This window comes from Pseudomonas aestiva (genome assembly GCF_039908605.1).
Taxonomy (GTDB): domain Bacteria; phylum Pseudomonadota; class Gammaproteobacteria; order Pseudomonadales; family Pseudomonadaceae; genus Chryseomonas; species Chryseomonas aestiva.
Map to the genome: position 1 here is coordinate 46837 of NZ_CP150916.1, position 25647 is coordinate 72483.

Consider the following 25647-nt stretch of genomic DNA (forward strand, 5'->3'; position numbering starts at 1 on the left):
TTTAACGGCTAGGGCCGCCGTGACTTGATGGTCATTCGTCTTAAATCTGACTTATGCGCTGGTAGAGCCGACCTGATGCAGGTGGGGCGCCGGCTGCTCCTCGCCTAGATTGTTGAGTAGGCGCTCACTGTACCAGTCGATGAAGTTGATCACGCCGAACTCGTAGGTCTTGGAGTAGGGACCCGGCTGATAGGCCTTGGAGTTGATACCGCGCTGATTTTCCTCGGCCAGCCGGCGGTCCTGGTCGTTGGTGGCATCCCAAACCTTGCGCAGATTAACCGGATCGTAATCGACGCCTTCCACAGCATCCTTGTGTACCAGCCACTTGGTGGTCACTACGGTCTCAGTCGGACCCAGCGGCCAGACGGTGAAGACGATCATGTGATCGCCCATGCAGTGGTTCCAGGAGTGCGGCAGGTGCAGGATGCGCATGGAGCCCAGGTCCGGGTCCTTAATGCGTCCCATGAGTTTCTTGCAGCCAGGCTTGCCGTCCATGGTCATGGATACAGTGCCGGCGAGCAGCGGCATGCGCACGATGCGGTTGCGCAGGCCGAAGCTGGCATGGGCATAGGGGATGTTGTCGGCGTCCCAGCGACTGGTGCAGGCGGCCACTTGATCCTTGAACGCCTGGGAGGCGCGCGGATCAGTAACGTCGTCCCACTCCAGCAGGGTGTTCAGCAGTTCGGGGTGGGAGCCGCTGCAGTGGTAGCACTCGCGGTTGTTTTCCAGCACCAACTTCCAGTTGGCCTGCTCGACCAGGTCGGTGCGCACCGCGACCTTGGCGTTCTCCATGTCGTACGGCTCCATGTAGTGCTCGAGCGTACGCAGGAAGTCGTCGATGGCCGGTGGCTCATCGGCCAGGGAGATGAAGATGTAGCCGCCGGCGGTCTTGACGTGGACCGGCTTGAGGTTGAAGTCGGCCATGTTGAAGTCGGCGCCCATCTCGCTGCCGGCGAACAGCAGGCGGCCATCCAGCTCGTAGGTCCACTGATGGTAGGGGCAGACCAGTTTGGCGACCTTGCCCTTGTCGCTCACGCAGAGGCGCGAACCCCGGTGGCGGCAGACGTTGTGGAAGGCATGCACCTTGCCCTCGGCACCGCGGACCACCAGGATGGGGTTGTCACCCAGCTGCAGGGTGATGAAGTTGCCCTTGGTAGGGATCTCGCAGGTCATGCCGGCGATCAGCCATTCCTTGCCGAAGATCTCCTGCATGTCGATCTGGAACAGGCGCTCGTCGTTGTAGAACGGCTGGGGCAGGGAGTAGGTGCGCTCGCGGGTGCGCAGCATCTCGGCCGTGGCCTTGCGGGCCGGATCGAGAGGGTCGCCCAAACTCAAGGTGCTGACGTCCATCGTACATCCTCGTGGCCACCGCGGCGGGTGGCGAAAGTGGTTGGTCACGGTGTTGCAAGGCTATTGGCCAACGGGGCAGGGCCGCCGAATGACCCAGGTTTCGCCCGTCGCGCGCTGTTCAGGTTCGGCTTGGGCGGAGTGTGAAGCCGGAGCTGGGAGGGGGCCTTGCTCATGGGCGACATGGCCGACGCTGTTCACGACGCCCCAGCCCTTGCCACTGCTGGGCCGGTCGCCATCGGCATGTGGATGTCGCGATTGGGAAAGTGGCGGTCGTGGGGCCCTCCCAGAATCGCCGCCAATAGCCCCAGTGGCAGTCGAGGTACGTCATGAATACCTTCCTCAATCCCGTAACCACCCAGACCTGGACCAATGGCCGCCACCCCGTGCGCTGCGTCAAGGTCATCCAGGAAACCTGGGATGTACGCACCTTCTGCTTCACCGCCGAAATCCCGCTGATGTATTTCTTCAAGCCGGGCCAGTTTGTGACCCTGGAGCTGGAGATCGACGGCCGCCAGGTGATGCGCTCCTACACCATCTCCAGCTCGCCCTCGGTGCCCTACAGCTTCTCCATCACCGTCAAGCGCGTGCCAGGTGGCCAGGTATCCAACTGGCTGCACGACACCCTTAAGGTCGGCGACAATCTGGCGGTGCACGGTCCGGTCGGGCTGTTCAACGCCATCGACTATCCCGCCGACAAGGTGCTCTACCTCTCCGGCGGCGTCGGCATCACCCCCGTGATGTCTATGGCACGTTGGTTCTACGACACCAATGCCAGCGTCGACATGATCTTCGTGCACAGCGCCCGCACTCCGCGCGACATTATCTACCAAGGTGAGCTGGAGCACATGGCCGCTCGGATCGACAACTTCGCCCTGAACCTGGTATGCGAGCGCACCGAACACGGCGAGTCCTGGGCCGGCTATCGAGGCTACTTCGACCGCCGCATGCTGGAGCTGATGGCGCCGGACTTCCGTGAGCGTGAGATCTTCTGCTGCGGCCCCACGCCCTACATGAATGCCGTCAAGACCATGCTCCGCGAGCTGGACTTCGACATGACCCACTACCACGAGGAATCCTTTGGCGCGACGCCGCCGGAAGCCAAGGTCGAGGCGGCCGAACAGGCCGATGCCGCGGCCGAGCTGCCGCCGATTCCCCTGGAAGCCCAGTGCAACATCGCCTTCACCGAGAGTGGCAAGAGCGTCAACATCGGCCCCGGCGAAACCATCCACGGCGCTGCGGCCAAGCTCGGCCTGCACATTCCCAAGGCCTGCGGCATGGGCATCTGCGGCACCTGCAAGGTGCTCAAGAAGAGCGGCGAGGTGGTCATGGACCACAACGGCGGCATTACCGAGGAGGACGAAGCCGAAGGCTACATCTTGTCTTGCTGCAGCATCCCGCAGGGGGATGTGCAGATCGAGTTCTGAGGAGGAAGGCGGTTGGGCTGAACCTGAGCAAAGCCCAACGCTGCCCAGGTCGAGCCTGCCATGTTGGGCTTCAACGGTGGAGCTGTCTCAGCCCAACCTACATTCGGTCAGTAGGCACTGGGCTAGGCCAAACGCAGCGGCAGGTGCAGGGTGATGACCACCTCGCCCGCGCCATTGGCGAAGCGTGCCTCGCCGCCGAAGCTTTCGCTAAGCGCCTTGACGATGGGCAGGCCCAGGCCCCAGCCGCGCTTGTCACTGCGGGTGGAGATGAAATAGGGCGTGGCCAGATTGGCCAGGACTTCGTCGGGAAACTGCCCAAGGTTGCGCAGCTCCAGCATGACCTGATCATCCGCCAGCCACTGGCGGACCCAGATCGGCGTCCCCGCCTCGCCGTGCTTGGCGGCGTTGAGCACCAGGTTGTCGAAGATGCGCAGAAAGGCGTATCTGTCCCACAGCACCTCCAGCTCCGGCGTCTCCAGCTGCAGATCGAGGTGGTTGCTGAATTGCAGCTGCAGATTGGCCGCGGCCTCGTTCAGCAGCGGACCTAGCACCAGCGGATCACCGCTGAGGCGGACACCGCCACCCAGGCTCATGTGACTGATATCCAGCACGTCGGTGATCATCTGGTTCATGCGCTGCAAATTGTCGTGCAGGGTTTGCAGCAGATCGTCGGTACGCCGCGCCGGACTGCGCTGCATCAGGTTGACCACCATAGTGGCGGCGGTGAGCGGCGAGCGTAGGTCGTGGTTGAGCGATCTCATGAAGCGTTCGAGCATGACCTTTTCCGCCTGCAGGTTCTCGCTGCGGGCGATAGCCGAATTGCGCTGCTGCTCCATGTGCCCGACCCGGGAGCTGGCCTTGAGCAGGGCGCCGACAGTGGCCAGCACTTCTTCCGGATTGATCGGGTGGGTCAGGTAGGCCTGAGCCCCAGTATTAAAGCCCTGGGCCTTGTCCTTGCCAGAGACGAAGGTGGCCGAGATGTTGATGATGGCTGGTAACCGGCCCCAGCCGCACTTGCGCTCGATGGCCTGGATCAGCTCGAAGCCGGTGGTGTCCGGCAGATTGACGTCGATGATCACCAGTTCGACGGATTCGTCAATCAGCGCCAGGCCACTAGCGCCGCTGGCTGCTTCCAGGACCTCATAGTGACTCTGGCTGACGAGGATCTTGCGCAGCACATAGCGATTGGCTTCGGTGTCGTCGATGATGACGATGCGGCGCAGGGCGCTAGTCATCGGACAGGCTCCGCGCCAGGGCGCAGACCTCGGCCAGCAGCCGCTCGGCGTGATCGGGGGCATGCTTGAACAGGATGGCGTGGCAATAGTCCTGCAGCCGCTGGCAACCCGCCTCGTCCAGCGGCTTGGCAGTATTGATCAGCACCCGCCGGTGCATGCTCCAGTCCATGCTGGCGAGCAGGTCCTCGCCGTTGATGTCGGGCAGGTCGAGGTCGAGGATGATGATGTCTGGGCGCACGGCGTTAAGGCGATCCAGGCTGCTGCGAGCGCTGTCGGCCTCCAGCAGGACCGGATTGAGGCGTTCGAGGGTGCGGCGGACCAGATAGCGATCCCCCTCGTTGTCCTCGATCACCAGCACGGTGAGACCGCTGAGATCGGGTTCCGGCGCGGCATCCCGGTGGCTGGCGTAGTGGCGTGGCAGACGCAGGGTGAAGCGACTGCCGCGACCGACCGCGCTGTCGACGGACAGCTCGCCACCGAGCAGCACGGCCAGGCGCTGGGCGAGGGGCAGGCCCAGGCCGGTGCCTTCGATGTGGGTCAGGTGCGGCGAGCGGATGCGCTCGAATTCCTCGAAGATTTTCTGCTGATCCGTGGCGGCGATGCCGATGCCGCTGTCCTCCACCAGGAATTCCAGGCTGGCGTCGTCCGGCTGGAATACCTGGATGCGCACCTGGCCCCGGGGGGTGTACTTGAAGGCGTTGGAGATCAGGTTGCGCAGCACCTGGAACAGCCGGCTCTCGTCGGTATCCAGCAGCACCTCGGCAGGCGGCGGGGCGACGCTGAAACTGACCTGGGAATAGCGCGGCGCCAGGGCCGCGGCGAACTGTTCGAGGCGCTCGATGAAGGGCGCCAGGGTAAAGGGCTGGGGCACGATGGTCAGGCGTCCGGACTGCACCTCGGCCAGGGCCAGCAGCTCACTGACCAGATTGGCCAGTTCCAGCGCCGCGTCGCTGATGAAGCGCACCTGGCGCTGCTGTTCGGCATTGAGCGACCCGTCCACGCCGCTGGCGAGCAGCTTGGCGACATTCTCGATGATGTTGATCGGGGTGCGGAATTCATGGGTCATGTTGGAGAAGAAGCGCGTCTTCGCCTCGCTGGCCTCCTTGAGTTCCTGGGTGGCCTTTTCCAGCTCGGAATAGAGCGCCACCACGCCCTGGTTGGTGTTTTCCAGCTCCTTGTTGGTGACCTCCAGTTCCGACTGGCGCAGTTGCAGTTCGGTGTTGGTCAGCAGCAGCTCTTCGCTCTGCAGGCGGATCTGCTGATAGGGATCCGCTGGCGGACTGCCCTGCAATTCGGCCGTCAGCGCCTGCAGCAGCGCCGCCTCGGGAAAGGCGAGTGGCGCCTGGTACTTGCGGGCGGTGATGCGGGTACCGGCAGGGGAGGTCTGGATGTCGAAGTCATCGAACAGCCGCTGGGCGCCGCGCAGGCCGATGCCCATGCCGGTGCTGGAACGATAGCTGCCCGCGCGGATGGCCTCCATCTCGGCGATGCCCGGACCCTGGTCGATCGCACGCACCTCCAGGCCGCGCAGGCGCTGGCCTTCGTCACGCAGCAGGGCGAAGTCGAACTGACCGCTGCCGGCGTACTGATGGATGTTGCGCGCCAGTTCGGAGACGGCGGTGGCCAGGCGGATCTGCTCCAGCATCGGCCAGTCCAAGGCCGCGGTCAGGCGCTTGGCGGCCTGGCGGCAATGCACGATGTCCTGCTCGCTGCGCAGGGCGAGGGTCAACAGGTGCAAGACGTCAGACATGCTTGAGTACCAATACGGTGGCATCGTCGGCGGAACGCCGGAAATCACGATGCAGGAGGGCGGCGATCAGGGCCGGATGGCGCGCCCCGAGCCCGGAGTGCTCGCCCAGTCCCACCTTGGACGTCAGTCCATCGGAGTTCAGCACCAGCAGGCTGCTGGGTGTCCAAGGGTAGGTGTAGGTTTGGATCCGCCCGATCCGGTAGCCAAGGGTGCCATTATTGGACACCAGGCTGCGCGAGGTGTTGCCAAGCAGGCGCCCGGCGATGTTGCCGATGCCGCAAAAGCTCACCTGGCCCTGGTCCGGGTCCAACTCGGCCAGCGCTAGGGCGGCGCCGCGGGTGTCCATTAACGCTTGGTGCAGATTCTCCATCAGCCGCTGCAGCGGTAGGTGCGTGCCATGGCGCAGGAACACCTCCCGTGCCCGGCGACTAGCCGTGGCGGCCTGCTGGCCATGCCCCAGACCGTCGCACACCAGCAGGCGCCGTCCGCTGACCGCCCAGGTGTCACCGCAGACCTGTTCCTCGGGGTGTGGCGTGCACAGGGCGCCATGCTGCAACCGGGTACCGGGCGCTCCGGCCAGATGGAAGCGCGCCAGCACCACCGTCCCCTGGCCGGGTCGCGAATGGATGTCGAAGACATCGGACTGCCGGCGGATCGCCCCCAGACCGGCACCCAGGGTGGCCGCCGTGCTGTAGTGATCGCTCAGGCAGCGGGCGACGTCGTGCATGCCCGGGCCGCGATCCACCGCCAGAACATCCAGCACGCCTTCGCCGCTCAGGGTGGCCAGGAGCTCGCCGTGCCCGGCATGGCGAACCAGGTTGTAGCCCAGCTCCTGGGCGACGATGGTCAGGCGTCCGAGTCGGGTTTCATCGGTGGTGACGCTAGTGGCCAGCCGGACCAGGGCACGCCGGGCAGCATCGACATGGACCGTGGTGGTCACCGGCAGCACCAGGCTGCACGGCTGGTCGTTCATCGCCACTTCCAGAGTTCGACGGTGGTGCCCTGGCCGGGCTGGCTGTCGATGTGGAAGTCGTCCACCAGTCGCCGCGAGCCAGACAGGCCGAGGCCCAGGCCCTTGCCCGAGGTGTAGCCATCGACCATGGCGCGGTCGAGATCGGCAATACCCGGACCCTGGTCGCGGATCACCAGACGGATCGCCGGCTTGCCGGCGCGCTGCGTCTCCTCGATCAGACATTCGCCGCCCAGCCCGTAGACCAGGCCGTTGCGCGCGATCTCGCTGGCCGCGGTGACGATTTTGGTCTGGGAGATCAGGCCCAGGCGGATGGCTTCGGCGACCTTGCGCACCTGCTGACGGATCAGCACGATGTCAGTCTCCTGGCGGAGTGGAAGCGTCTGTGTCTTCGCCACTCTCTGACTCCTCAAGCGATTCGTCCGCGGCGACCATGGCTTCCAGCCGGCGCATGCCCTTTTCCATGTTCAGCGCCGTGGCGATGCCGTCCAGCGACAGCCCTAGCTCCACCAGGGTGATGGCCACCGCCGGCTGCATGCCGACCACGATCACCTTAGCATCGAGGATACGCGAGACCTGGGCAATGTGGGACAGCATCCGGCCAATGAAGGAGTCGACGATTTCCAGCGCTGAGATGTCGATGAGTACGCCCTTGGCCTTGTGCCGCACAATCTGCTCGGTGAGGTCTTCCTGCAGGTCCAGCGCAAGCTGGTCATGCATGTCGACCTGGATGCTCAGCAGTAGGAAGGGGCCCAGCTTGAGGATCGGAATCCGCTCGATCATGGCGTGTTCCTCAAACCCTTATCGGGGCGGCCAGGCGCATGCCCTGCTGGCGCAGGGCCAGGCGGAAAGCATCGGCCAGGGACGCCTTGGTGATCACATCGCCCAAGTCCACGCCCAGGTGGACGATGGTGGCGGCGATCTGCGGGCGGATGCCGCTGATGATGCACTGGGCACCCATCAGGCGGGCGGCGGTCACCGTCTTGAGCAGGTGCTGGGCGACCATGGTGTCCACCGTGGGCACGCCGGTGATATCGATGATAGCGATGTCCGACTCGGTCTGGACGATCTTTTCCAGCAGCGACTCCATCACCACCTGGGTGCGGTTGCTATCCAGCGCCCCGATCAGCGGGATGGCGAGGATGCCGTCCCACAGCTCCACCACCGGGGTGGACAGTTCCAGCATGCTTTCCTGCTGCTCGCGGATCACCGTCTCGCGGCCGCTCATGTAGCTTTCCATGCTGTACAGGCCGAGATCGTCGATCAGCCGGGTGGCGGCCCAGATCTCGGCGAGCGGGTCGTCGCACTCGTTCTGGATCAGGTTGAACAGCGGTTCCTTGAGCGAGAAGACGAAGGTCGCTGTCTGCGCGGGCGTCAGGCCCGCACGGCTCTGGTCGAAGGAGAAGCGCTCCAGCAGCGCCCGTACCGGCTGCCAATGCGGCTCGCGCAGATTGCCCAGGCCCTGGGCGGCGGCCACGGTGATCCGCCGCAGCAACTCGGCGGAATTGGCCAGAATGGTGGTTTCGTCAAGCAGGTCGATGCGCATGCCGGCGGCGCGCTGGGCGCCGATCCAGGCATCGAGCAGCGGCCGCTCATGGGTGCGCAGCAGCTCGACCAAAGCGGTACTGTACATGAAGGTTCCTAGGTGACGAGAAGACGGCTCAGGATGGGCCGACCGGGCGGAAGCGTGGGAAGAGGCAGGTGCAGACAGGGATCCGACCGCGCGATCGGATCCCCGGGGGATCACATGTCCATCTTTTCCTTGGTGATCTTGCCGGTCTTGGCGTCGGCATGGAAGTCGTACTTCATACCATCTTTCTTCATGCCTTCGCCTTCCCACTGACCGTCATCGGCTTCGATCTTGCTGATCGAGGTGTAGCCCTGCTCCATGAGCTTGGACTTAACGTCGTTCATGGGCATCCAGTCGGCACCGGGCTGGTCGGCCAGGGCCGCGGTGCTGGCCAGGACGGAACATGCAAACAGGGAAGCGAGCAGCTTGGATTTCATCGCGAGACCTCGTCGTGGTGGTATGCCTAGGGTTGGACCACCACCAGACGCGACAGATCCCCTCTGGCCCAGGCGTTAGACTGACGATTCTTCGACCAGGTGCGGCAACAGTCCGACCGGCGCCGACTTGGGCCTATCCTTGACCTTGCGCGGCGTATAGGGGCGACTGGCCAGGCGCCAGAGATCGCGCCAGCGCTCGGCAAGGGCGGTGGGCTTGTCCAGATAGAGGCGCAGGCCCAGGGAAAAGGCCTTCGCCTGCAGCCGCTCGCGCTGCTGGGCCAGGCTTTCGCCGATGGCCAGGCGGGTGTTGCTGGCGCCGAACAGGGTCGGCTCGTCCACCAACAGCTGCTGCATCACCGCCAGGTCGTGATCGTCGCCCAGGTATTCGGAAAGACGCTTGAGGCTCTTCTGGCGAGTCTTGAACTCCGCCGGCCAGGCCGCGGCAAGCAACTGGGTGTGATACCAGTGATCCTTCACCCGCTTGCGCCAGTCGTGCAGGGTATCGTCGGTGGGCTTGTCGCGTGCGGTCTTGAGCGCCTGGCGCCCGGCCTTGTAGTTGTCTTCCAGGCCACGAGCGAAGAGGGCGAAGCCCTTGCCGGCGAGTTTCCAACCGGCCACCTCCTCATGCAGGGCGGTCAGCGCCTCGAGCAACTCGGGATGGCCGCTGGCCGCGGCGATCTGCTGGTCGGCGCGCTCCTGCAGGCGCTGGCGCACGCGCTTCATGGCCGGCGAGGCGAATCTCTTGCGATCGGACTCGCCCAGCTTGTCCCAGCTTTCCACCAGGGCGGCGCTGTCCCGCAGCGAGGACAGCTCGCGCCCAAGGTCGCGCAGGCGCCGATTGCGACTGGCGAAGGCGCGCTTGCCCAGGGCGCCGTGCAGCAGCCGCAGGAGGGCGCGCAGTTCCTTGAGTCGCTTGCGCGTCTCGTGCACGCCCTTGGGGGTACCGCTGGACAGGGATGCCTCAGCCTGTACCAGACGATCCGTCACCACGCGGCGGACTTCCTCGTCAGCCGGTTGCCGCGCATCGAAACGAAAGGCCATCGAACTCTCCTTATGGGTGGACGGCAGACCCGCTCTGCGCGGGAGCCTAACGGTGGGAAGACCGCTACAACAGCGGGAGATGCCAAATTTCATTTAATCGTCATATTTCGGTCATGGACGTCGGCCCGGGCACCGCCTGCCGTCGGGTCGGTCAGAAGGGCTATAGTTGCCCGACCACCCGCGCAAGGAGATCCGGATGTTCGAAGCCGCCGAAAACGAACACCTGCTCGACGAGGCCACCTACGACGCCAAGCTGCCCAAGCTGCGCGAGGCGCTGCTGGCCGCCCAGTACGAACTCAAGACCCAAGGCCGCTTCCCGGTGATCGTGCTGATCAATGGCATCGAGGGGGCGGGCAAGGGCGAGACCGTCAAGCTGCTCAACGAGTGGATGGATCCGCGCCTGATCCGCGTCGAGACCTTTCTGCAGCCCAGCCACGAGGAACGCCAGCATCCGCCGGCGTGGCGCTACTGGCAGCGCCTGCCGGGCAAGGGGCGGATCGGCGTGTTCTTTGGCAACTGGTACAGCCAGATGCTGCACGGCCGGGTTAACAAGGAACTCAGTCGCGTCGAGCTGGATGCCGCCATCGGCCAGGCGGAACGTTTCGAGCGCATGCTCGCCGACGAAGGCGCGCTGATCCTCAAGTTCTGGTTCCACCTCTCCAAGCCCCAGCTCAAGCAGCGCCTGAAGCACCTCAAGAACGATCCCCGCCTGGGCTGGAAGCTCAGTCCGCTGGACTGGCGCCAGGCCAAGGTTTACGACCGCTTCGTCAAGGAAGGCGAGCGCGTGGTGCGGCGAACCCATCAGGACTATGCCCCCTGGCACGTGGTGCCCGGTTTCGACGAGCGCTTTCGCAGCCTGACCGTCGGCACCGTGCTGCTCAAGGCGCTGCAGCGCGCCTTGGCCAACAAGCCGCGCAAGCAGCGCAAGGCCGCCGCGGTACTGCCGCCGCCGGTCGATGGCCGCGGCGTGCTGGAGGCCATGGACCTGAGTCAGCGCCTGGACAAGGCCGATTACGAGGACCAGCTGCTCGCTGAGCAGGCCCGGCTGGCGCGGCGGCTGCGCGACAAGAAGTATCGTCGCCACGCCCTGGTGGCGGCCTTTGAGGGCAACGATGCTGCTGGCAAGGGCAGCGCCATCCGCCGTGTCACGGGTGCTCTGGATCCCCGGCAGTACCGCATCGTCCCGGTTGCCGCGCCCAGCGACGAAGAGCTGGCCCAGCCCTATCTCTGGCGCTTCTGGCGGCATATCCCGCGGCAGGGCAATTTCACCATCTTCGATCGTTCCTGGTACGGCCGGGTGCTGGTGGAGCGGGTCGAGGGGCTGACACCCGCCGCCGACTGGCAGCGTGCCTACGGCGAGATCAACGACTTCGAGGAACAGCTCCACGACGCCGGCCTCGTGCTGGCCAAGTTCTGGCTGGCAATTGACCAGGACACCCAGCTGGAGCGCTTCCGCGCCCGCGAGGAAACGCCCTTCAAGCGATTCAAGATCACCGAGGACGACTGGCGCAACCGGGACAAGTGGGATCTCTACAGCCAGGCGGTCAACGACATGGTGGTGCAGACCAGCACGGCCATCGCGCCCTGGACGCTGGTGGAGGCCAACGACAAGCGATTCGCGCGGGTGAAGGTGTTGCGGACGCTCAACGAGGCGTTGGAGCGGGCGTATGACAAGGGTTGAGTGAAGCCTGGCTTTCGGTAGAAGCGGTTGCTTAGCTCGTTATCGTGCACTGGGGACACTTCTGTTTCGCCCCGCCGGGCGACTCACTTTTTTCAATCGCTAAAAAAATAAACAAAAACGCTTGCTCATCCATTCGGCCCCGGCTTTGCCGGGGTACGCTCCCTCCATCGCCGCTCCAGGGGCCCGCCGCGAAGGGCCGTCCCCGGCCCTCGCGACTCTCGCGGCATCTATGCCGCTTGACCCCTTGCGCAACGATTGCGTTCGCCTTGCTGGAAGGGGCATTGGGGGCGCCGGTACCTTGGGTTGCCCAAAAGAAGGGACGACGTGAAGCGTGGCAACGTTGGCTAAAACATTAAATCCCAGAAACGAAAAAGCCCCACCGAAGTGGGGCCTTTCTGCAACCGGATCAGTCGTTAGACGACTTGAACCTGGTCAGCTTGCATACCCTTCTGGCCTTTGACAGCCACGAAAGTGACCTTCTGGCCTTCGCTCAGGCTCTTGAAGCCGGCGCTTTCGATGGAGCGGTAGTGCACGAACAGGTCGGCGCCGCTTTCCGGGGTGATGAAGCCGTAGCCTTTTTCATCGTTGAACCACTTGACGGTGCCATTTTCACGATTGGACATGAGTATCTCCAGGGTGTAGGGGGAACAACCACGTTAGCGAGACATTCGCTAGCGGGACTGTAATGCGAGAGTGAGACGAGCCAGGAGATGAAAATGAAGCAACATCAAGCAGGTATCGAGTAACTATTGCAGTAGCAGTGCCCACACCATACTCGCTTTCGCGAGCTTGTATAGCCCTGATTCGCATATTTGTTGACCAATGGCGCTGCTTGCGCTGCCAGAGCGTCTCACTCAGGCTACGGATTCCCCTGCTCGAAAGAGACTCCGCATGGACAAGCTGCACCGGATCAAGGGGGCCTGGCCCTACCTGATCGCCGTCTTTCTCAACGCCTTCGTCGATCTTGGCCACAAGATCGTCATCCAGAACACCGTGTTCAAGGTCTATGACGGTTCCACCCAGGTGGTGCTGACCGCCCTGGTCAACGGCATGATGCTGTTGCCCTTCATCCTGCTGTTTAGTCCCTCCGGCCATGTGGCCGATCGCTTCGCCAAGGTCCGGGTGCTGCGCCTCGGCGGCTGGGCGGCGGTGGCCATCACCCTGGGCATCACCCTGGCCTACTATGCCGGGCTGTTCGAACTGGCCTTCGCCATGACGCTCCTGCTGGCCATCCAGGCGACCTTCTACTCGCCGGCCAAGTACGGCTACATCAAGGCGCTGTTCGGCAAGCAGCGGCTGGCCGAGGGCAATGGCCTGGTGCAGGCCAATTCCATCATCGCCATTCTCGCCGGCACCGTGGTCTTCACCGCCTTCTTCCAGCTGCACCTGGGCGAGGGCCAGGCCACGCCCCATGCGATCCTGCAGGACATCGCGCCGCTGGGCTGGCTGCTGGTGCTCTGCAGCCTGGCCGAGGTAGCGCTGCTCTATCGCCTGCCGCTGCTGGAAGAGCCCAGGCCGCGCGAGCCCTTCGACTGGCATGCCTATCTGCGGCTGCAGACCGCCCGGCGCAACCTGGCGGTGATCGGCGAGAATCCGGTGATCCGCCTGTCGATCATCGGCCTGGCGGTGTTCTGGTCGGTGGGCCAGGTGCTTCTGGCGAGCTTTCCGGCCTATGCCAAGGATCATCTGGGCATCGACAACGTGCTGCTGTTGCAGGGCATCCTGGCCTGCGCCGGGATCGGCATCGCCATCGGCTCGGCGCTGGCCAGTCGGGCCTCGCGTGGGCGCATCGAGACCGGGCTGATCCCGGTGGGCGCCCTGGGCATCGCCCTCGGCCTGTGGTGGCTGCCGGCGCCCAGTTCGGCCTGGGTGCATGCGCTCAACTTCATCTTCATCGGCCTGATGGGCGGGCTGTTCATCGTCCCGCTCAACGCCCTGATCCAGTTCCATGCCCGCGAGGACCAGCTCGGTACGGTGCTGGCGGCCAACAACTGGGTGCAGAACGTCGCCATGCTGAGCTTTCTGGTGCTCACCGCGGTGATCGCCCTGCTTGGTCTGGACAGTCGCTGGCTGCTGCTGCTGATCGCCGCCGTGGCGCTGATCGGCGGCGCCTACACGGTGTGGAAGCTGCCCCAGAGTCTGGTGCGTTTCCTGCTCGGCCTGATGGTCACCCGGCACTACCGCATCCAGGTGCAGGGCCTGCAGAACCTGCCGGCCCAGGGCGGGGTGCTGCTGCTGGGCAATCACATCAGCTGGGTCGACTGGGCCATGGTGCAGATCGCCAGTCCGCGCCCGGTACGCTTCGTGATGCTGCGCGCCATCTACGAGCGCTGGTACCTGAAGCCCTTCCTCAAGGCCATGGGCTGCCTGCCCATCGCCCAGGGCACCGGCGCCGGCGCGGCGCTGGAGCAGGTGGCCGGGCTGCTGAGCGCCGGCGAGGTGGTCTGCCTGTTTCCGGAAGGGGCGATCAGCCGCACCGGTCAGCTCGGCGAATTCCGCCGCGGCTATGAAAAGGCCTGCGAGCGGGTCGGTCCCGAGGTGCAGATCGTGCCCTTCTACCTGCGCGGCCTCTGGGGCAGCCAGTTCTCGCGCTCTTCCAGCAAGCTCAAGGAGCTGCGAGACAGCCCGCTGCACCGCGAGGTGGTGGTGGCCTTCGGCAAGGCGTTGCCCAAGGACACTCCGGCCGATGTGCTCAAGCGGCGGATCTTCGAGTTGTCGATCCGCTCCTGGGAGCGCTACATGCAGGGCCTGCCGTCGCTGGCCGATGCCTGGGTCGCCAGCGTCAAGCGCCGGCCCAATGGCCTGGCGCTGATCGACGACCTGGGCGCTCCGCTCAAGGCCGCCCAGGCGCTCACCGGCGCCGCCTGCCTGGCGCGGCGGATGCGCAAGCGGCCCGAGGCCAATCTCGGCCTGCTGCTGCCCACCAGCAGCGGCGGCATGCTGGCCAACATGGCGGTGCTGCTGGCTGGCAAGACTCTGGTCAATCTCAACTACACGGCCACGCCCGAGGCGCTGGCATCCGGCCTGGACCAGGCCGGTATCCGTACCGTCTACACCTCGACGCGCTTCCTCGACCGCCTGCGCAAGCGCGGTCTGCCGGTGGACGAGCTGCTGGCCGGACGCGAGGTGGTGGATCTGGAGGAGTTGCGCGCCGGCATCGGCAAGGCCGAGCTACTGGCCAACTGGCTGGCAGTCTGGCTGTTGCCCACCGCCATGCTGCAGGTGCTGGTGAGTCGCGCCCACGATCCCGAGGCCACCGCCGCGATCCTCTTCTCCAGTGGCAGCGAGGGTACGCCCAAGGGGGTGATGCTCAGCCACAGCAACCTCATGGCCAATCTCAAGCAGACCTCGGACGTGCTCAACACCCAGGACGACGACGTCTTCATGGCCTCGCTGCCGCTGTTCCACGCCTTCGGCCTCACCGTGACCCAGTTCCTGCCGCTGATCGAGGGGGTGCCGGTGGTCTGCCAGGCCGATCCCACCGACGTGGCCGGCATCGCCAAGGCGGTGGCGACCCATCGCGCCACGGTGCTCTGCGGCACCTCGACCTTCCTGCGGCTGTTCGTGCGCAACACCAAGGTGCATCCGCTGATGCTGGAGAGTCTGCGCATCGTGGTGGCCGGTGCCGAGCGCCTGGATCCGGCGGTGCGCGAGGCCTTCAAGCTCAAGTTCAACCAGGACATCTACGAGGGCTACGGCGCCACCGAGACCGCGCCGGTGGCCTCGGTCAACCTGCCCGATGCCCTGGACATGAGCTACCTGCAGGTGCAGCGCGGCGGCAAGCTCGGCACCGTGGGCATGCCGCTGCCGGGGACCGGCTTCAAGATCGTCGACCCCCAGACCTTTGCCGAATTGCCCACCGGCGAGGCCGGCATGGTGCTGATCGGCGGGCCGCAACTGATGCAGGGCTACCTGAACGATCCCGAGCGCACCGCCAAGGCGATCCGCGAGATCGACGGCGAGCGCTGGTACGTGACCGGCGACCAGGGTCGGCTGGACGAGGACGGCTTTCTCACCATCGTCGACCGCTATTCGCGCTTCGCCAAGATCGGCGGCGAGATGGTCAGCCTGGGCGCCGTGGAGCAGGCCCTGGCCAAGGCGGTGTCCGATCCGGAGATCGAGCTGCAGGCGGTCAATCTGCCGGATGCCAGGAAGGGCGAGCGCATCGTGGTGCTGCATACCGGCACCCTGGACGGCGCCGCAGTGGAAAAGACCCTGCTGGCCCAGGGGGTGAGCGGACTGCTGCTGCCTTCGGCCTGGCTGGCGGTGGACAGCCTGCCGAAACTGGGGACCGGCAAGGCCGACGTGGCCGGCGCGAAACGGCTGGCGCAGACGCGCTTGAGCGAGGCGGGGGAGGCCTAGGCGATAAAACATTCATCCGGCGCCAGCGAACCCTAAAGCCTGGCGCCGTTTGGCCGATCATGAGGGGGCTAATCATTTTTTCGAGGTCTTGCCGGTGAAGCTACGCTCCCTCAACATCGCCCCGCGGGCCCTGGTTGCCTTTGGTTTCTTCGCCCTGCTGGTGATCGGCCTCGGGCTGTTTTCCTTGGGCCAGAATCGCGTCATCAAGGAGGGCGAGGAGCAGATCGTCGGCAATGTCATCCCCAGCGTCCAGACCATCGGCGAGATCCGTGCCGATCTGCTGAGTCTGCGCATGCACAACCAGGGGCTGATGCTGGCCAGCTCCAATGCCGAGACCCAGGCGGTGCACAAGGCCATCGAGGCGGCCAAGGCCAGCCTGGAACAGCATGTGCGCCAGTTCGACGCCCTGTTGCTCACCGACACCGGGCGGGAGGTCTACACCCGGATGACCGGCCAGCTGGCCACCTACCTGAACAACCAGAATCGCTATCTCAAGGCGCTGGACGACCAGAACGACGCCGAGCTGCTCAAGCTGGCCGGGCAGGACGGCGAGATGGCCCACAGTGGCAATGCCCTGAGCGCTACCGTCAACGAACTCGCCGGGGTGGTCGACGGCAAGGTCACGCGGCTGGCCGCTGCCTCCATGGCCAGCTACCACAACGCCATCGCCATCACCGTGGCGGTGATGGTGGCGGCCCTGGCCAGTACCCTGCTGCTGGCCTGGCGCTTTACCCGCAGCCTCACCGGGCCGCTGGAAAAGGCCCTGGCGGTGGCCGAGCGCATCGCCGCCAACGACCTCAGCCGGACCGTCGAGCCGGACGGGCGCGACGAACCCGGCCGGTTGCTGGCGGCCATGGCGCGGATGCAGGACAACCTACGCGGCACCCTGGAGCGGCTGACCCTGTCGTCCACCACCCTGGCATCCACCTCCGAAGAGCTGTCGACGGTCACCGATACCGGGCTGCGCGGCATTCAGCGGCAGAACGACGAACTAGCCCAGGCGGCCACCGCTGTCAACCAGATGACCGCCGCGGTGGAGGAGGTCGCGCGCAACGCCGCCGCCGCCAGCGCCGCCGCCCAGGATTCGCGCACCTCGGCCGACCTCGGTCAGCGCCGGGTCAAGGAGACCCTCACCACCATCCACGCCCTGCACGGCGCCGTGACCTCCAGCAGTGGCGAGATCGACGGCCTGGCCGCCCAGGTGCAACGCATCAGCGGGGTGCTCGACGTCATCCGCGGCATCGCCGAGCAGACCAATCTGCTGGCGCTCAACGCCGCCATCGAAGCCGCGCGTGCCGGTGAGGCGGGTCGCGGCTTTGCCGTGGTGGCCGACGAGGTGCGCGCCCTGGCGGCCCGTACCCAGCAGTCCACCGGCGAGATCGAAGACATGATCGGCGCCATTCAGGGCGGCGCCGGCAAGGCGGTGGACGCCATGGCCACCAGCAATCAGCAGGCTGGTGTCTGCCTGGAGGTGGCCGCGGCCGCCGGCGAGGCCCTGGCCGAGATCGGTCGCCACATCGGGCAGATCACCGAGCGCAACCTGAGCATCTCCGCCGCCACTGAGGAGCAGGCCCAGGTGGCCCGCGAGGTGGATCGCAACCTCACCAGCATTCGCGACCTGTCCACCCAGAACGCCGCCGGGGCCGGGCAGACCGCGGCCGCCAGCACCGACCTGGCGCGCCTGGCCGGTGACCTGAGCGGTGCGGTGCGGCAATTCCGGCTCTGAACCCGGAATCCTTCAGCGGGCGATGGCCTCCAGCGCCCGGTTGCGGGTGCGCGGGCCGAACAGGCCGATGGTCAGCACCACGATCAGCATGCTGGCGACGATGAAGGCGAGCACCCCCGGGGTGCCCAGGCGCTCCAGCAGGGTGCCGATCAGCAGGCTGCTGAACACCGTGGACAGCCGACTGAAGGAATAGCAGAAGCCCACCGCCCGGGCGCGGATGGCGGTGGGAAACAGCTCGGCCTGGTAGGAGTGGAAGGCGAAGGTCAGCCAGGCGTTGCAGAAGGTGATGCCGATGCCACAGAGGATCAGACCGAGGGCACCCTGCTGCAGGGCGAACAGGCTGCCGAAGCCCACCGTCCCCAGGGCGGAGCCGACGATCTGCCACTTGTTCTCGAAGCGATTGGCGATGCGCACGAATAGCAGCGGCCCTAGCGGATAGGCGAGGGTGATGACGAAGGCATAGCCCAGGCTGTGGGTCAGGTTCACGCCCTGGCCGGAGAGCAGCGCCGGCAGCCAGTTGCCGAAGCCGAAGAAGCCGATGGCCTGGAACAGGTTGAAGACGATCAGCATGATCACCCGGCGCCGATAGGGTGGTTGCCACAGCGCCGCGAAGCGCGCGCTTACCGCAGGTTCTTCCACCACTGCCGCTGGCGGCGGCAGCGGCTGGCCGCAGTCGGCCTGGCAGGCGGCTTCCAGGCGCTCCACGCCCTGTTCGGCTTCGTCCAGCCGGCCCTGCTGGGCCAGCCAGCGCGGTGATTCGGGCAGGCGCTGGCGCAGCCACCAGATGAACAGGGCGAAGACGGCACTGGACAGCACCACCCAGCGCCAGCCGGAGATCCCCAGCGGCGCCTGGGGCACCAGCCACCAGGACAGCAACGCCACCGCCGGCACCGAGAGGAACTGGAGGGCGAAGGCGAAGGCGAACGCCGAGGTGCGCATGGCCTTGGGCACCAGTTCCGACAGATAGGCGTCGATGGTCACCAGCTCCAGGCCCAGGCCGATGCCCACCACGAAGCGCAGGACGATCAGCCCCAGGGCGGTGGTCTGCAGGCCCATGGCCAGGGTCGCCAGGGTGTAGCCGACCAGCGCCCAGGTAAAGATCGCCCGGCGGCCGAAGCGGTCGGCGATGGGGCTGAGCAGGCTGGCGCCGACGAACAGGCCGAGAAAGGTGGCCGCGGCGAAGGCGGCCTGGTCGGAGACGCCGAACACCCCGGCCGCGCCGGTCTGGAAGACGCCATCGCGCAACAGACCGGGGCTGATGTAGGCGGTCTGGAACAGGTCGTAGAGTTCGAAGAAGCCGCCGATGGACAGCAGCGCCACCAGGCGCCACAGGCTGCGGGTGGCTGGCAGGCGATCGAGACGCGCCGACAGGGCGGCGGCGCGCTGGGAGGGGGGCAGGGCAGTGGCCGAAGCCGAAGACGCAGAGGTCATGGGACGCTATCCAGAGAACAGTCGTCCTACAGCTTACGGATCAGCCCGTGCCGAATGTTGCCAAAGATTTCCAAATGTAACGTACGGTTTGGCAGGAAATCGCGTTTTCGAGCCGGTTTCTGGCAGCGCGTTGCGTCGATCAGGGAACCAGAGCCAGAGCGGTGCGCAGATCGACCACCAAGACGTCCAGATAACCACCCTGTAGCGCGCCGCGAATGGCGTTGACCTTGCGCAGGCCGCCGGCCAGACCCACCACGCGGTCGATCTTCAGCAGTTGCGGCAGATCCACCGCGACCACCGTCTCTTCGCTGTCGTCCAGCACCGGCCGGCCCTGGGCATCGAAGTACCTCAGGCAGATGTCGCCCACCGCGCCGCGGGCTGCGAGCACCTCCAGCATGGCCTCGCCATGGTAGTTGCCGCTGTTGCGCAGCAGCTGCGACGGCTCCAGTTCGCCGATGCCGACCAGCGCCACGGTGAGCCGGGCGAAGCGTTCGGTGACCTCGCGCACCTCGTCCAGCTGCAGGATGCGCTGGCGACTTTCCGGTGACTGCTCGATGCTCTGGGACGGCAGCAGATAGGCCGGGCAACCCAGCAGGTTGGCCAGTTGCTGGGTCAGCAGGGTGGCCTCGAAGGCGCCCTTGTTGCCGACCCCGCCGAGCAGCTGCACCACCTCGGTCGCGCCCTGGCGACTGCTGCCCCGGTGCATGTGGCCGACCATGGCGCGGATGGTGGAGCTCCAGGAGGAGATGCCGATGTGGTCCTTCTCGGTGACGCTGGTTTCCAGGTAGTGGGCGGCCGCCGAGCCGATGGCCTGCTTGATGGCCTCTTCGTCGTCGCCGGTGGGCTCCACCACGATGGCCTGGCGGATGCCGTAGCGCTGCTGCAGCTGACGCTCCAGTTCCAGATGGAAGTTGCGCGGGCGCTGCACCGAGATGCGCACGATGCCTACCTTGAGCGCTCGGCTTAGGGCGCGGCTGACGAAGGATTGCGACAGGTCGAGCTGTTCGGAGATCTGCGACTGCTTGAGTCCCTCTTCGTAGTAGAGGGAGGCAATCTTGGTCAGCAGGCGTTGTTCTTCGAGGTTACTCATCCAGATTCCCGGTACCAGCGGATACGCCGTGCTCGCGGCCGCCAGCCCGGACCGGGAAGTCCCCTGGCCGCGACGAACCACCGAAAAGCAGGCACGTACCTGTTAGAAAGGCGCATTTTCCAGCTATTTTCCCTCAGCCTCCCGCCGGACGCCAAGGCTTTTGCGGCCGGGCGTTCCTGCCCGAGGCTGCTCGTCAGCGCGCGAGCTAGCGTCAGGCAAGGCGAAAAGCCCTGAGGAAGCGGAGTTTACGAGTGGTAAATGAACATTCCGAAGGGCTTTCAACGCCGTTTGGCCGACGCGTAGCCGCCTATGAGCAGCTTCTCAGGACATGATCAGGCCACCGTCCACATTGATCGCCTGGCCGGTGATGTAGCCGGCGTCCGCCGAGGCGAGGAAGGCCACCAGGCCGGCCACGTCGGCGGGGGTGCCGGCGCGCTTCATGGGAATGTTGCCGACCCACTCGGTCATCAGTTCGCCCTGGCCATAGCGCTTTTCCGGGGTGGAAAGGATCTCGCCCCAGACCCGGTCGTTGTAGTCCCACATCTCGCTTTCGATGATGCCCGGGCAGAAGGCATTGACCGTGATGCCATGGCGCGCCAGTTCATGGGCCAGACTCTGGGTGATGCCGATGACGCCCATCTTGCTCGCCGCATAGTGCGGCGTGTAGATGAAGCCCTGGCGACCCTGGCCGGAGCTGGTGTTGATCAGGCGTCCGCCACGCCCGGCCGCGACCATGCGCCTGGCTGCCTCGCGGCAGCACAGCCAGACGCCGGTGGTGTTGACCTGCAGGATGCGATCGAAGTCTTCGCGCGGCATGCGGTCGAAGGCGTCGATGGTGATGATCCCGGCGTTCTGCACCGAGACGTCGATGCGACCGAAGCGGGCCTCGGCCTGGGCATAGAGGTCGGCCACCGCCGCCTCGTCGGTGATGTCCACCACCAGCGGCAGCACCTCGGCACCGGTCTCGGCGGCCAGCCGCGCGGCGGTGTCGTGCACCCGCTCGGCGTTGGAGACCAGCACCAGGTTGGCGCCCTCACGACCGAAGCGCTCGGCGATACCCTCACCGATGCCGCGGCAACCGCCGGTGATGACCACGGTTTGACCTGCGAAGCGACGTTCCACGTGAAACCTCCTAGAGCGGTTGGCGATCAGGCACGCGTGATCGCCAGCGGGTTGTTACCAGCAGACGAAACCACCATCGACGATCAGATCGACGCCGGTGCAGAAGGATGCCGCCGGGCTGCAGAGGAAGATCGCCGGACCGACCATTTCCTCCACCTCGGCCATGCGGCCCAGCGGGGTGGTCTGCTCGAAGATCCTGACCTGGTCGGCCACCTCGGGACGGGTGTTCATCGGCGTGGCGGTGTAGCCGGGGCTGATGCAGTTGACCCGGATGCCGCGCTCGGCCCACTCCATCGCCAGGCTCTTGGTCAGGTGGATGACGCCGGCCTTGGAGGTGTTGTAGTGGGCCTGCAGCAGGCCGCGGTTGACGATGCTGCCGGACATGGAGGCGATGTTGACGATGGCTCCCTTGCCGCGCGGCAGCATCACCCGCGCCTGGGCCTGGCAGCTGAGCATCACCCCGGTGAGGTTGATGTCGAGCATGCGCTGCCAGCGCTCCAATTCCAGTTCCTCGGCCGGCTGGGCGTTGGCGATGCCGGCGCTGTTGACGGCGAGACTCAGCGGGCCGAGTTCGGCTTCGGTACGGGCCACGGCGGCCTCGAGATCGGCAGCGCTGGTCACCGAGCCTTCCAGGGCCAGGGCACGGCGGCCGTGGGCCTGGATACGCTCGACGGTACCGGCCAGGTCGCGACTGCCCGGCAGGTCGAAGCAGGCCACCTGGGCCCCGGCCTCGGCGAGACCGATGGCGATGGCCTGGCCGATGCCGCTGCCGGCACCGGTGACGAAGGCGGTCTGGCCGCCGAGATCGAAGAGACGCATGGGAAAACTCCTAGTCAGGCAGTAGCCAATTCCATCACGGCCACCGGGGTGGCCTGTTCACGTTCGAGAATGCCCATCTGCTGGCCACGGCTCATCACCATGACCCGGTGCGACAGGCCGAGGACCTCGTCGAGGTCCGAGCTGACCACGATCACCGCCATGCCGGTGGCCGCCAGTTCGGCGATCACTTGGTAGATGGCGGCGCGGGCGCCGACGTCGATGCCGCGGGTGGGCTCGTCGAGGATGAAGACCTTGGGATTGCGCGCCAGCCACTTGGCGATGATCACCTTCTGCTGGTTGCCACCCGAGAGGGCGGCGATGGCCTGCTCCGGCTGGCCCTTCACGCCGAGCCGCGCCACCGCCTTGCGGGCGAAGGCGCGCAGCTTGCCGGGCGACACCCAGCCACCGGCGGCGAGCAGATCGGTGTTGCCATAGATGAGGTTTTCCTCGATGGCGTGGTCGACCACCACGCCCTGCTGCTTGCGATCCTCGGGCACCAGCACGATGCCGGCCTGGATGGCTTCGCACGGGCTGGCGAAGCGGCAGGTCCGGCCTTCCAGCACCAGGGTGCCGGTGACCTGCTCGGCCGCGCCGGCGATGGCGCGGACCAGTTCGGTACGGCCGGCGCCGACCACCCCGGCCACGCCGAACACCTCGCCGGCGCGCACCGCGAAATCGATGTGCTTGAGCGGCATCTCGCGGCAGCTGAGATCCTTGACCCGCAGCACTTCCTGCGTACCGGGCGCGGCCATGGCCGGGAAGATGCGTTCCACGCTGCGCCCGACCATCTCTTCCACCAGTTGCCGCACCGGCACCTGGGCGGTGGCGTGCAGGGCGATCTGGCGGCCGTCGCGCAAGACCAGCACCCGGTCGGCGATGCGCGCGATCTCTTCCAGGCGATGGCTGATATAGATGAAGGACACGCCCTCGGCCTTGAGCCGCTCGACCTGGGCGAACAGCAACTCGGTTTCTTCGCCACCTAGGGCCGCGGTGGGCTCGTCGAGGATCAGCAGGCGTGCCTTGAGGGTCAGCGCCTTGGCGATCTCCACCAGTTGCTGGGCAGCCACGCTGAGGCCGGCCACGGTGCGTGTGGCGGGTACCTTCAGGCCCAGGCGATCCAGCTGGCGCTGGGCCTCGGTTGCCATGAAGGCGCGATCGATCCGCCCGCCGCGCATGGGCAGGCGGCCGACGAACATGTTTTCAGCGATGGTCAGCTCCGGCAGCAGGCGGATCTCCTGGTGGATCAGGCCGATGCCGGCGGCCAGCGCGGCGCCGGGGGAATCCGGGACGTAGTCGCGACCCAGCCAGGTCATGCGCCCACCGGCCTCGGGGGGTACCAGGCCGGCGATGATCGACGACAGCGTGGACTTGCCGGCGCCGTTCTCGCCGAGCAGGGCCAGGACCTCGCCCGGCTGGATGTCGACGTCCACCCCGGCCAGCACCTCGATGCCGGCGTATTTCTTGCCGATGTTTCTCAGGCTGAGAGCGGCGGGCTGTTCCAGGGGCATGACGGCGGACATGGGGCCTCCGAAGGGGGAGCAGAAGCTGTGCCTCCCTCTGGAGGCACCTGGATAAGGGCGGGAGGCGGCGGCCGTTACCCGCCGCTGGCCAGACGATCCGTTACGGATGGTTCTCGATGAAGGGGGCGACGTTATCCTTGGTGGTCAGGATCGCTTCCTGCAGCTGCTCCTTGGGTACCTGCTTGCCTTCCTTGAGCGCCACCGCCGATTCCAGGGCCATGCGCCCCATCTTGCGGGTCTGCTGGGTCATGGTGGCGGACAGGGTGCCGGCGGCCACCGCCTTGAGGCCGGCCACGTCGCCGTCGAAGCCGACGATGGTCACCGGATGGTCGAGGTTGGCGACCTTGACCGCCTGGGCGGCACCCAGGGCCATGGCGTCGGCCCGGCCGAAGAAGACGCTGATGTTGGGATCGCGCTGGAGCATGTCCTGGGCCACGGCGAAGCCCTTGTCCTGGGCCCACTCGGCGGGCTGCTGGGCGACCACCTTCAGCTCGGGAAACTTGGCCAGGCCTTCGGCAAAGCCCTTGGCGCGATCGTTTTCCGGCGTGGTGCCGATCTGGCCCTGGAGGATGGCGACGCGGCCCTTGCCGTTGGTGACCTTGCCGACGTATTCGGCCAGGGTGCGGGCGGCGGCGACGCTGTCGCTGGCGATGAAGGTGTCACCCGGGGCGTCGGGGGCGTTGCGGTCCACCGCCACCACCGGGATGCCGGCGGCCTTGGCCGCCTTGACCGGGACACCGGCGGCGGTGGCGCCGGCCGGGATGTAGATCAGGGCGTCGACCTGGCGGGTGATCAGGTCCTGGATCTGGTTGACCTGGGTCGCCGAGTTGCCTTGGGCGTCCACGGTGATCACCTTGATGCCCTTGGCCTTGCCTTCGGCCTCGACGGCCTGCTTGATCTGATTGAAGAAGTCGGCCTGCAGGTTGGCCACGGCCAGGCCCACGGTGAGTTCCTTGGCCTGGGCATTGAGGGCGCCGGTGCAGGTGATGGCGGCGAACAGGGTACTGAGCAACAGCTTCTTGGGGGTCAGCATGGATGGCACTCCGTTGTTATTGTTGTACTGCGGTGACGAGACGAAGCAGATCTGACCTAGCGCTGCCCGTTACGGCGGCGCAGGGTGTCCAGGGTGACGGCCAGGGCGATGACGATGCCGATGACCACCTGCTGCACGAAGGGCGAGACCCCCAGCAGATTCAGGCCGTTGCGCAGCACGCCGATGATCAGCACCCCGACCAGGGTGCCACCGACGCTGCCGACACCGCCGCTGAGGCTGGCGCCGCCGATCACCACCGCGGCGATGGCATCCAGCTCCATGGACAGGCCGGCGCTGGGCTGGGACGAATCCAGGCGCGCCGCCATGGCCACCGCGGCCAGGCCCGCCAGGGCGCCGCTCAGGGCATAGATCCAGATGGTGATGGTGCGCACCTTGATGCCCGACAACCGCGCCACCTCGGCGCTGCCGCCCATGGCATAGAGGTTGCGACCACCGGCGCGAAAGCGCAGGAACACCCAGGCCACCAGCAGCATCAGCAGGAACAGCCCGACGGTGACCGAGAGGAAGCCGAAGTGCCGCACCGTGGCCAGGTTGGTGAACCAGTCCGGGAAGCCGACGATCTGGCGACCGTCGGTGAGGATGTTGGCCAGGCCGCGGGCCACCGACATCATGGTCAGGGTGGCGATGAACGCCGGCAGCCGGGCCCTGGCGATGAGCAGCCCCGAAACCAGGCCGCAGACCAGGCCACCGAGGATGGCGGCGGGAATCGCCAAGCCCAGCGACCAGCCGATGTCCTGGTAGAGCCAGCCCAGCAGCATCATGGAGAAGGCCAGCACCGAGCCCACCGACAGATCGATGCCGCCGATGACGATGACCAGGGTCATGCCGATGGCCAGGATGCCGAGCACGGTCACCTGGTCGAGGATGTTGAGGGCGTTGCGCACGGAGAAGAAGTACTCCGAGGCAAAGGAGAACACGGCGATCAGCAGCGCCAGCCCGATCAGCGGGCCGCCGACGTTGCGCGGCAGGCGCAGTGCCAGGCGAGCGAGGGGCTTGGCGGGTGGCGAGGCGGTCGGGGCTTTGGCGTCCACGCACTTCTCCTAGGGGTTATTGTTCTTGTGTCCG

21 protein-coding genes are annotated in these 25647 nt (G+C 66.1%); 4 read left to right on the plus strand and 17 right to left on the minus strand.

Features of this window, described 5'->3' with window-relative positions; all coding sequences use genetic code 11:
* Positions 1-51: 51 nt before the first annotated feature.
* Positions 52-1350 (minus strand): glycine-betaine demethylase subunit GbcA, encoded by a 1299-nt coding sequence (gene gbcA / locus AABM56_RS00225; protein WP_133860262.1) that lies wholly within the window; start codon positions 1348-1350, stop codon positions 52-54.
* A 326-nt stretch (positions 1351-1676) separates the two neighbouring features.
* Between gbcA and AABM56_RS00230 the strand changes: the two genes are divergently transcribed.
* Positions 1677-2774 (plus strand): hybrid-cluster NAD(P)-dependent oxidoreductase, encoded by a 1098-nt coding sequence (locus AABM56_RS00230; RefSeq protein ID WP_263258548.1) that lies wholly within the window; start codon positions 1677-1679, stop codon positions 2772-2774.
* Positions 2775-2896: 122 nt separating this feature from the next.
* Here AABM56_RS00230 and AABM56_RS00235 read toward each other — a convergent pair whose 3' ends face one another.
* From AABM56_RS00235 to AABM56_RS00270, 8 genes are all read right to left on the minus strand, one after another.
* On the minus strand, positions 2897-4009 hold the full coding sequence (locus AABM56_RS00235; RefSeq protein WP_133860264.1) for a response regulator: 1113 nt from the start codon (positions 4007-4009) through the stop codon (positions 2897-2899).
* On the minus strand, positions 4002-5759 hold the full coding sequence (locus tag AABM56_RS00240) for an ATP-binding protein (RefSeq protein ID WP_347883783.1): 1758 nt from the start codon (positions 5757-5759) through the stop codon (positions 4002-4004). The genes AABM56_RS00235 and AABM56_RS00240 overlap by 8 nt, the downstream gene beginning before the upstream one ends.
* On the minus strand, positions 5752-6732 hold the full coding sequence (locus tag AABM56_RS00245; RefSeq protein WP_133860266.1) for a SpoIIE family protein phosphatase: 981 nt from the start codon (positions 6730-6732) through the stop codon (positions 5752-5754). Before AABM56_RS00245 ends, AABM56_RS00240 begins: the two co-directional genes overlap by 8 nt.
* Positions 6729-7082: an ATP-binding protein gene (locus AABM56_RS00250; protein WP_133860267.1), complete on the minus strand. Its 354-nt coding sequence runs from the start codon at positions 7080-7082 to the stop codon at positions 6729-6731. Before AABM56_RS00250 ends, AABM56_RS00245 begins: the two co-directional genes overlap by 4 nt.
* Before the next feature lie 4 nt (positions 7083-7086).
* Positions 7087-7509 carry an STAS domain-containing protein gene (locus AABM56_RS00255; protein WP_347884139.1) on the minus strand — a complete coding sequence of 141 codons (423 nt, stop codon included), beginning with the start codon at positions 7507-7509 and terminating at the stop codon, positions 7087-7089.
* A gap of 13 nt (positions 7510-7522) precedes the next feature.
* A complete protein-coding gene (locus tag AABM56_RS00260) occupies positions 7523-8362 on the minus strand; it encodes an STAS domain-containing protein (protein ID WP_133860269.1) in 840 nt (279 codons plus the stop codon).
* Between the two features lie 110 nt (positions 8363-8472).
* On the minus strand, positions 8473-8736 hold the full coding sequence (locus AABM56_RS00265; RefSeq protein WP_059313049.1) for a PepSY domain-containing protein: 264 nt from the start codon (positions 8734-8736) through the stop codon (positions 8473-8475).
* A gap of 75 nt (positions 8737-8811) precedes the next feature.
* Positions 8812-9777 (minus strand): CHAD domain-containing protein, encoded by a 966-nt coding sequence (locus AABM56_RS00270; RefSeq protein WP_133860270.1) that lies wholly within the window; start codon positions 9775-9777, stop codon positions 8812-8814.
* A gap of 196 nt (positions 9778-9973) precedes the next feature.
* Between AABM56_RS00270 and pap the strand changes: the two genes are divergently transcribed.
* Positions 9974-11458, plus strand: a complete 1485-nt coding sequence (gene pap / locus AABM56_RS00275; protein ID WP_347883784.1) for a polyphosphate:AMP phosphotransferase — start codon at positions 9974-9976, stop codon at positions 11456-11458.
* A 413-nt stretch (positions 11459-11871) separates the two neighbouring features.
* Here pap and AABM56_RS00280 read toward each other — a convergent pair whose 3' ends face one another.
* The gene (locus tag AABM56_RS00280; protein ID WP_007160189.1) at positions 11872-12081 is read right to left on the minus strand and encodes a cold-shock protein; all 210 of its coding nucleotides are present in this window, start codon (positions 12079-12081) and stop codon (positions 11872-11874) included.
* A gap of 268 nt (positions 12082-12349) precedes the next feature.
* Between AABM56_RS00280 and AABM56_RS00285 the strand changes: the two genes are divergently transcribed.
* On the plus strand, positions 12350-15820 hold the full coding sequence (locus AABM56_RS00285) for an acyl-[ACP]--phospholipid O-acyltransferase (RefSeq protein WP_263258544.1): 3471 nt from the start codon (positions 12350-12352) through the stop codon (positions 15818-15820).
* 94 nt (positions 15821-15914) lie between these two features.
* On the plus strand, positions 15915-17546 hold the full coding sequence (locus tag AABM56_RS00290) for a methyl-accepting chemotaxis protein (RefSeq protein WP_166655877.1): 1632 nt from the start codon (positions 15915-15917) through the stop codon (positions 17544-17546).
* 12 nt (positions 17547-17558) lie between these two features.
* Here AABM56_RS00290 and AABM56_RS00295 read toward each other — a convergent pair whose 3' ends face one another.
* The 7 genes from AABM56_RS00295 to AABM56_RS00325 all read right to left on the minus strand — a co-directional run bounded on the left by AABM56_RS00295 (position 17559) and on the right by AABM56_RS00325 (position 25562).
* The gene (locus AABM56_RS00295) at positions 17559-18977 is read right to left on the minus strand and encodes an MFS transporter (protein WP_347883785.1); all 1419 of its coding nucleotides are present in this window, start codon (positions 18975-18977) and stop codon (positions 17559-17561) included.
* 139 nt (positions 18978-19116) lie between these two features.
* Positions 19117-20067 carry a sugar-binding transcriptional regulator gene (locus AABM56_RS00300; RefSeq protein WP_133860275.1) on the minus strand — a complete coding sequence of 317 codons (951 nt, stop codon included), beginning with the start codon at positions 20065-20067 and terminating at the stop codon, positions 19117-19119.
* A gap of 321 nt (positions 20068-20388) precedes the next feature.
* Positions 20389-21189: an SDR family oxidoreductase gene (locus tag AABM56_RS00305; protein ID WP_133860276.1), complete on the minus strand. Its 801-nt coding sequence runs from the start codon at positions 21187-21189 to the stop codon at positions 20389-20391.
* A gap of 54 nt (positions 21190-21243) precedes the next feature.
* Positions 21244-22008, minus strand: coding sequence for an SDR family oxidoreductase (locus AABM56_RS00310; RefSeq protein ID WP_133860277.1), 765 nt, complete (start codon positions 22006-22008; stop codon positions 21244-21246).
* Between the two features lie 14 nt (positions 22009-22022).
* On the minus strand, positions 22023-23528 hold the full coding sequence (locus AABM56_RS00315) for a sugar ABC transporter ATP-binding protein (protein ID WP_133860278.1): 1506 nt from the start codon (positions 23526-23528) through the stop codon (positions 22023-22025).
* A 100-nt stretch (positions 23529-23628) separates the two neighbouring features.
* Complete coding sequence (locus tag AABM56_RS00320; protein WP_027597270.1) at positions 23629-24561, minus strand: sugar ABC transporter substrate-binding protein; 933 nt, start codon at positions 24559-24561, stop codon at positions 23629-23631.
* A 56-nt stretch (positions 24562-24617) separates the two neighbouring features.
* A complete protein-coding gene (locus AABM56_RS00325) occupies positions 24618-25562 on the minus strand; it encodes an ABC transporter permease (protein WP_252977283.1) in 945 nt (314 codons plus the stop codon).
* Positions 25563-25647: the final 85 nt, after the last annotated feature.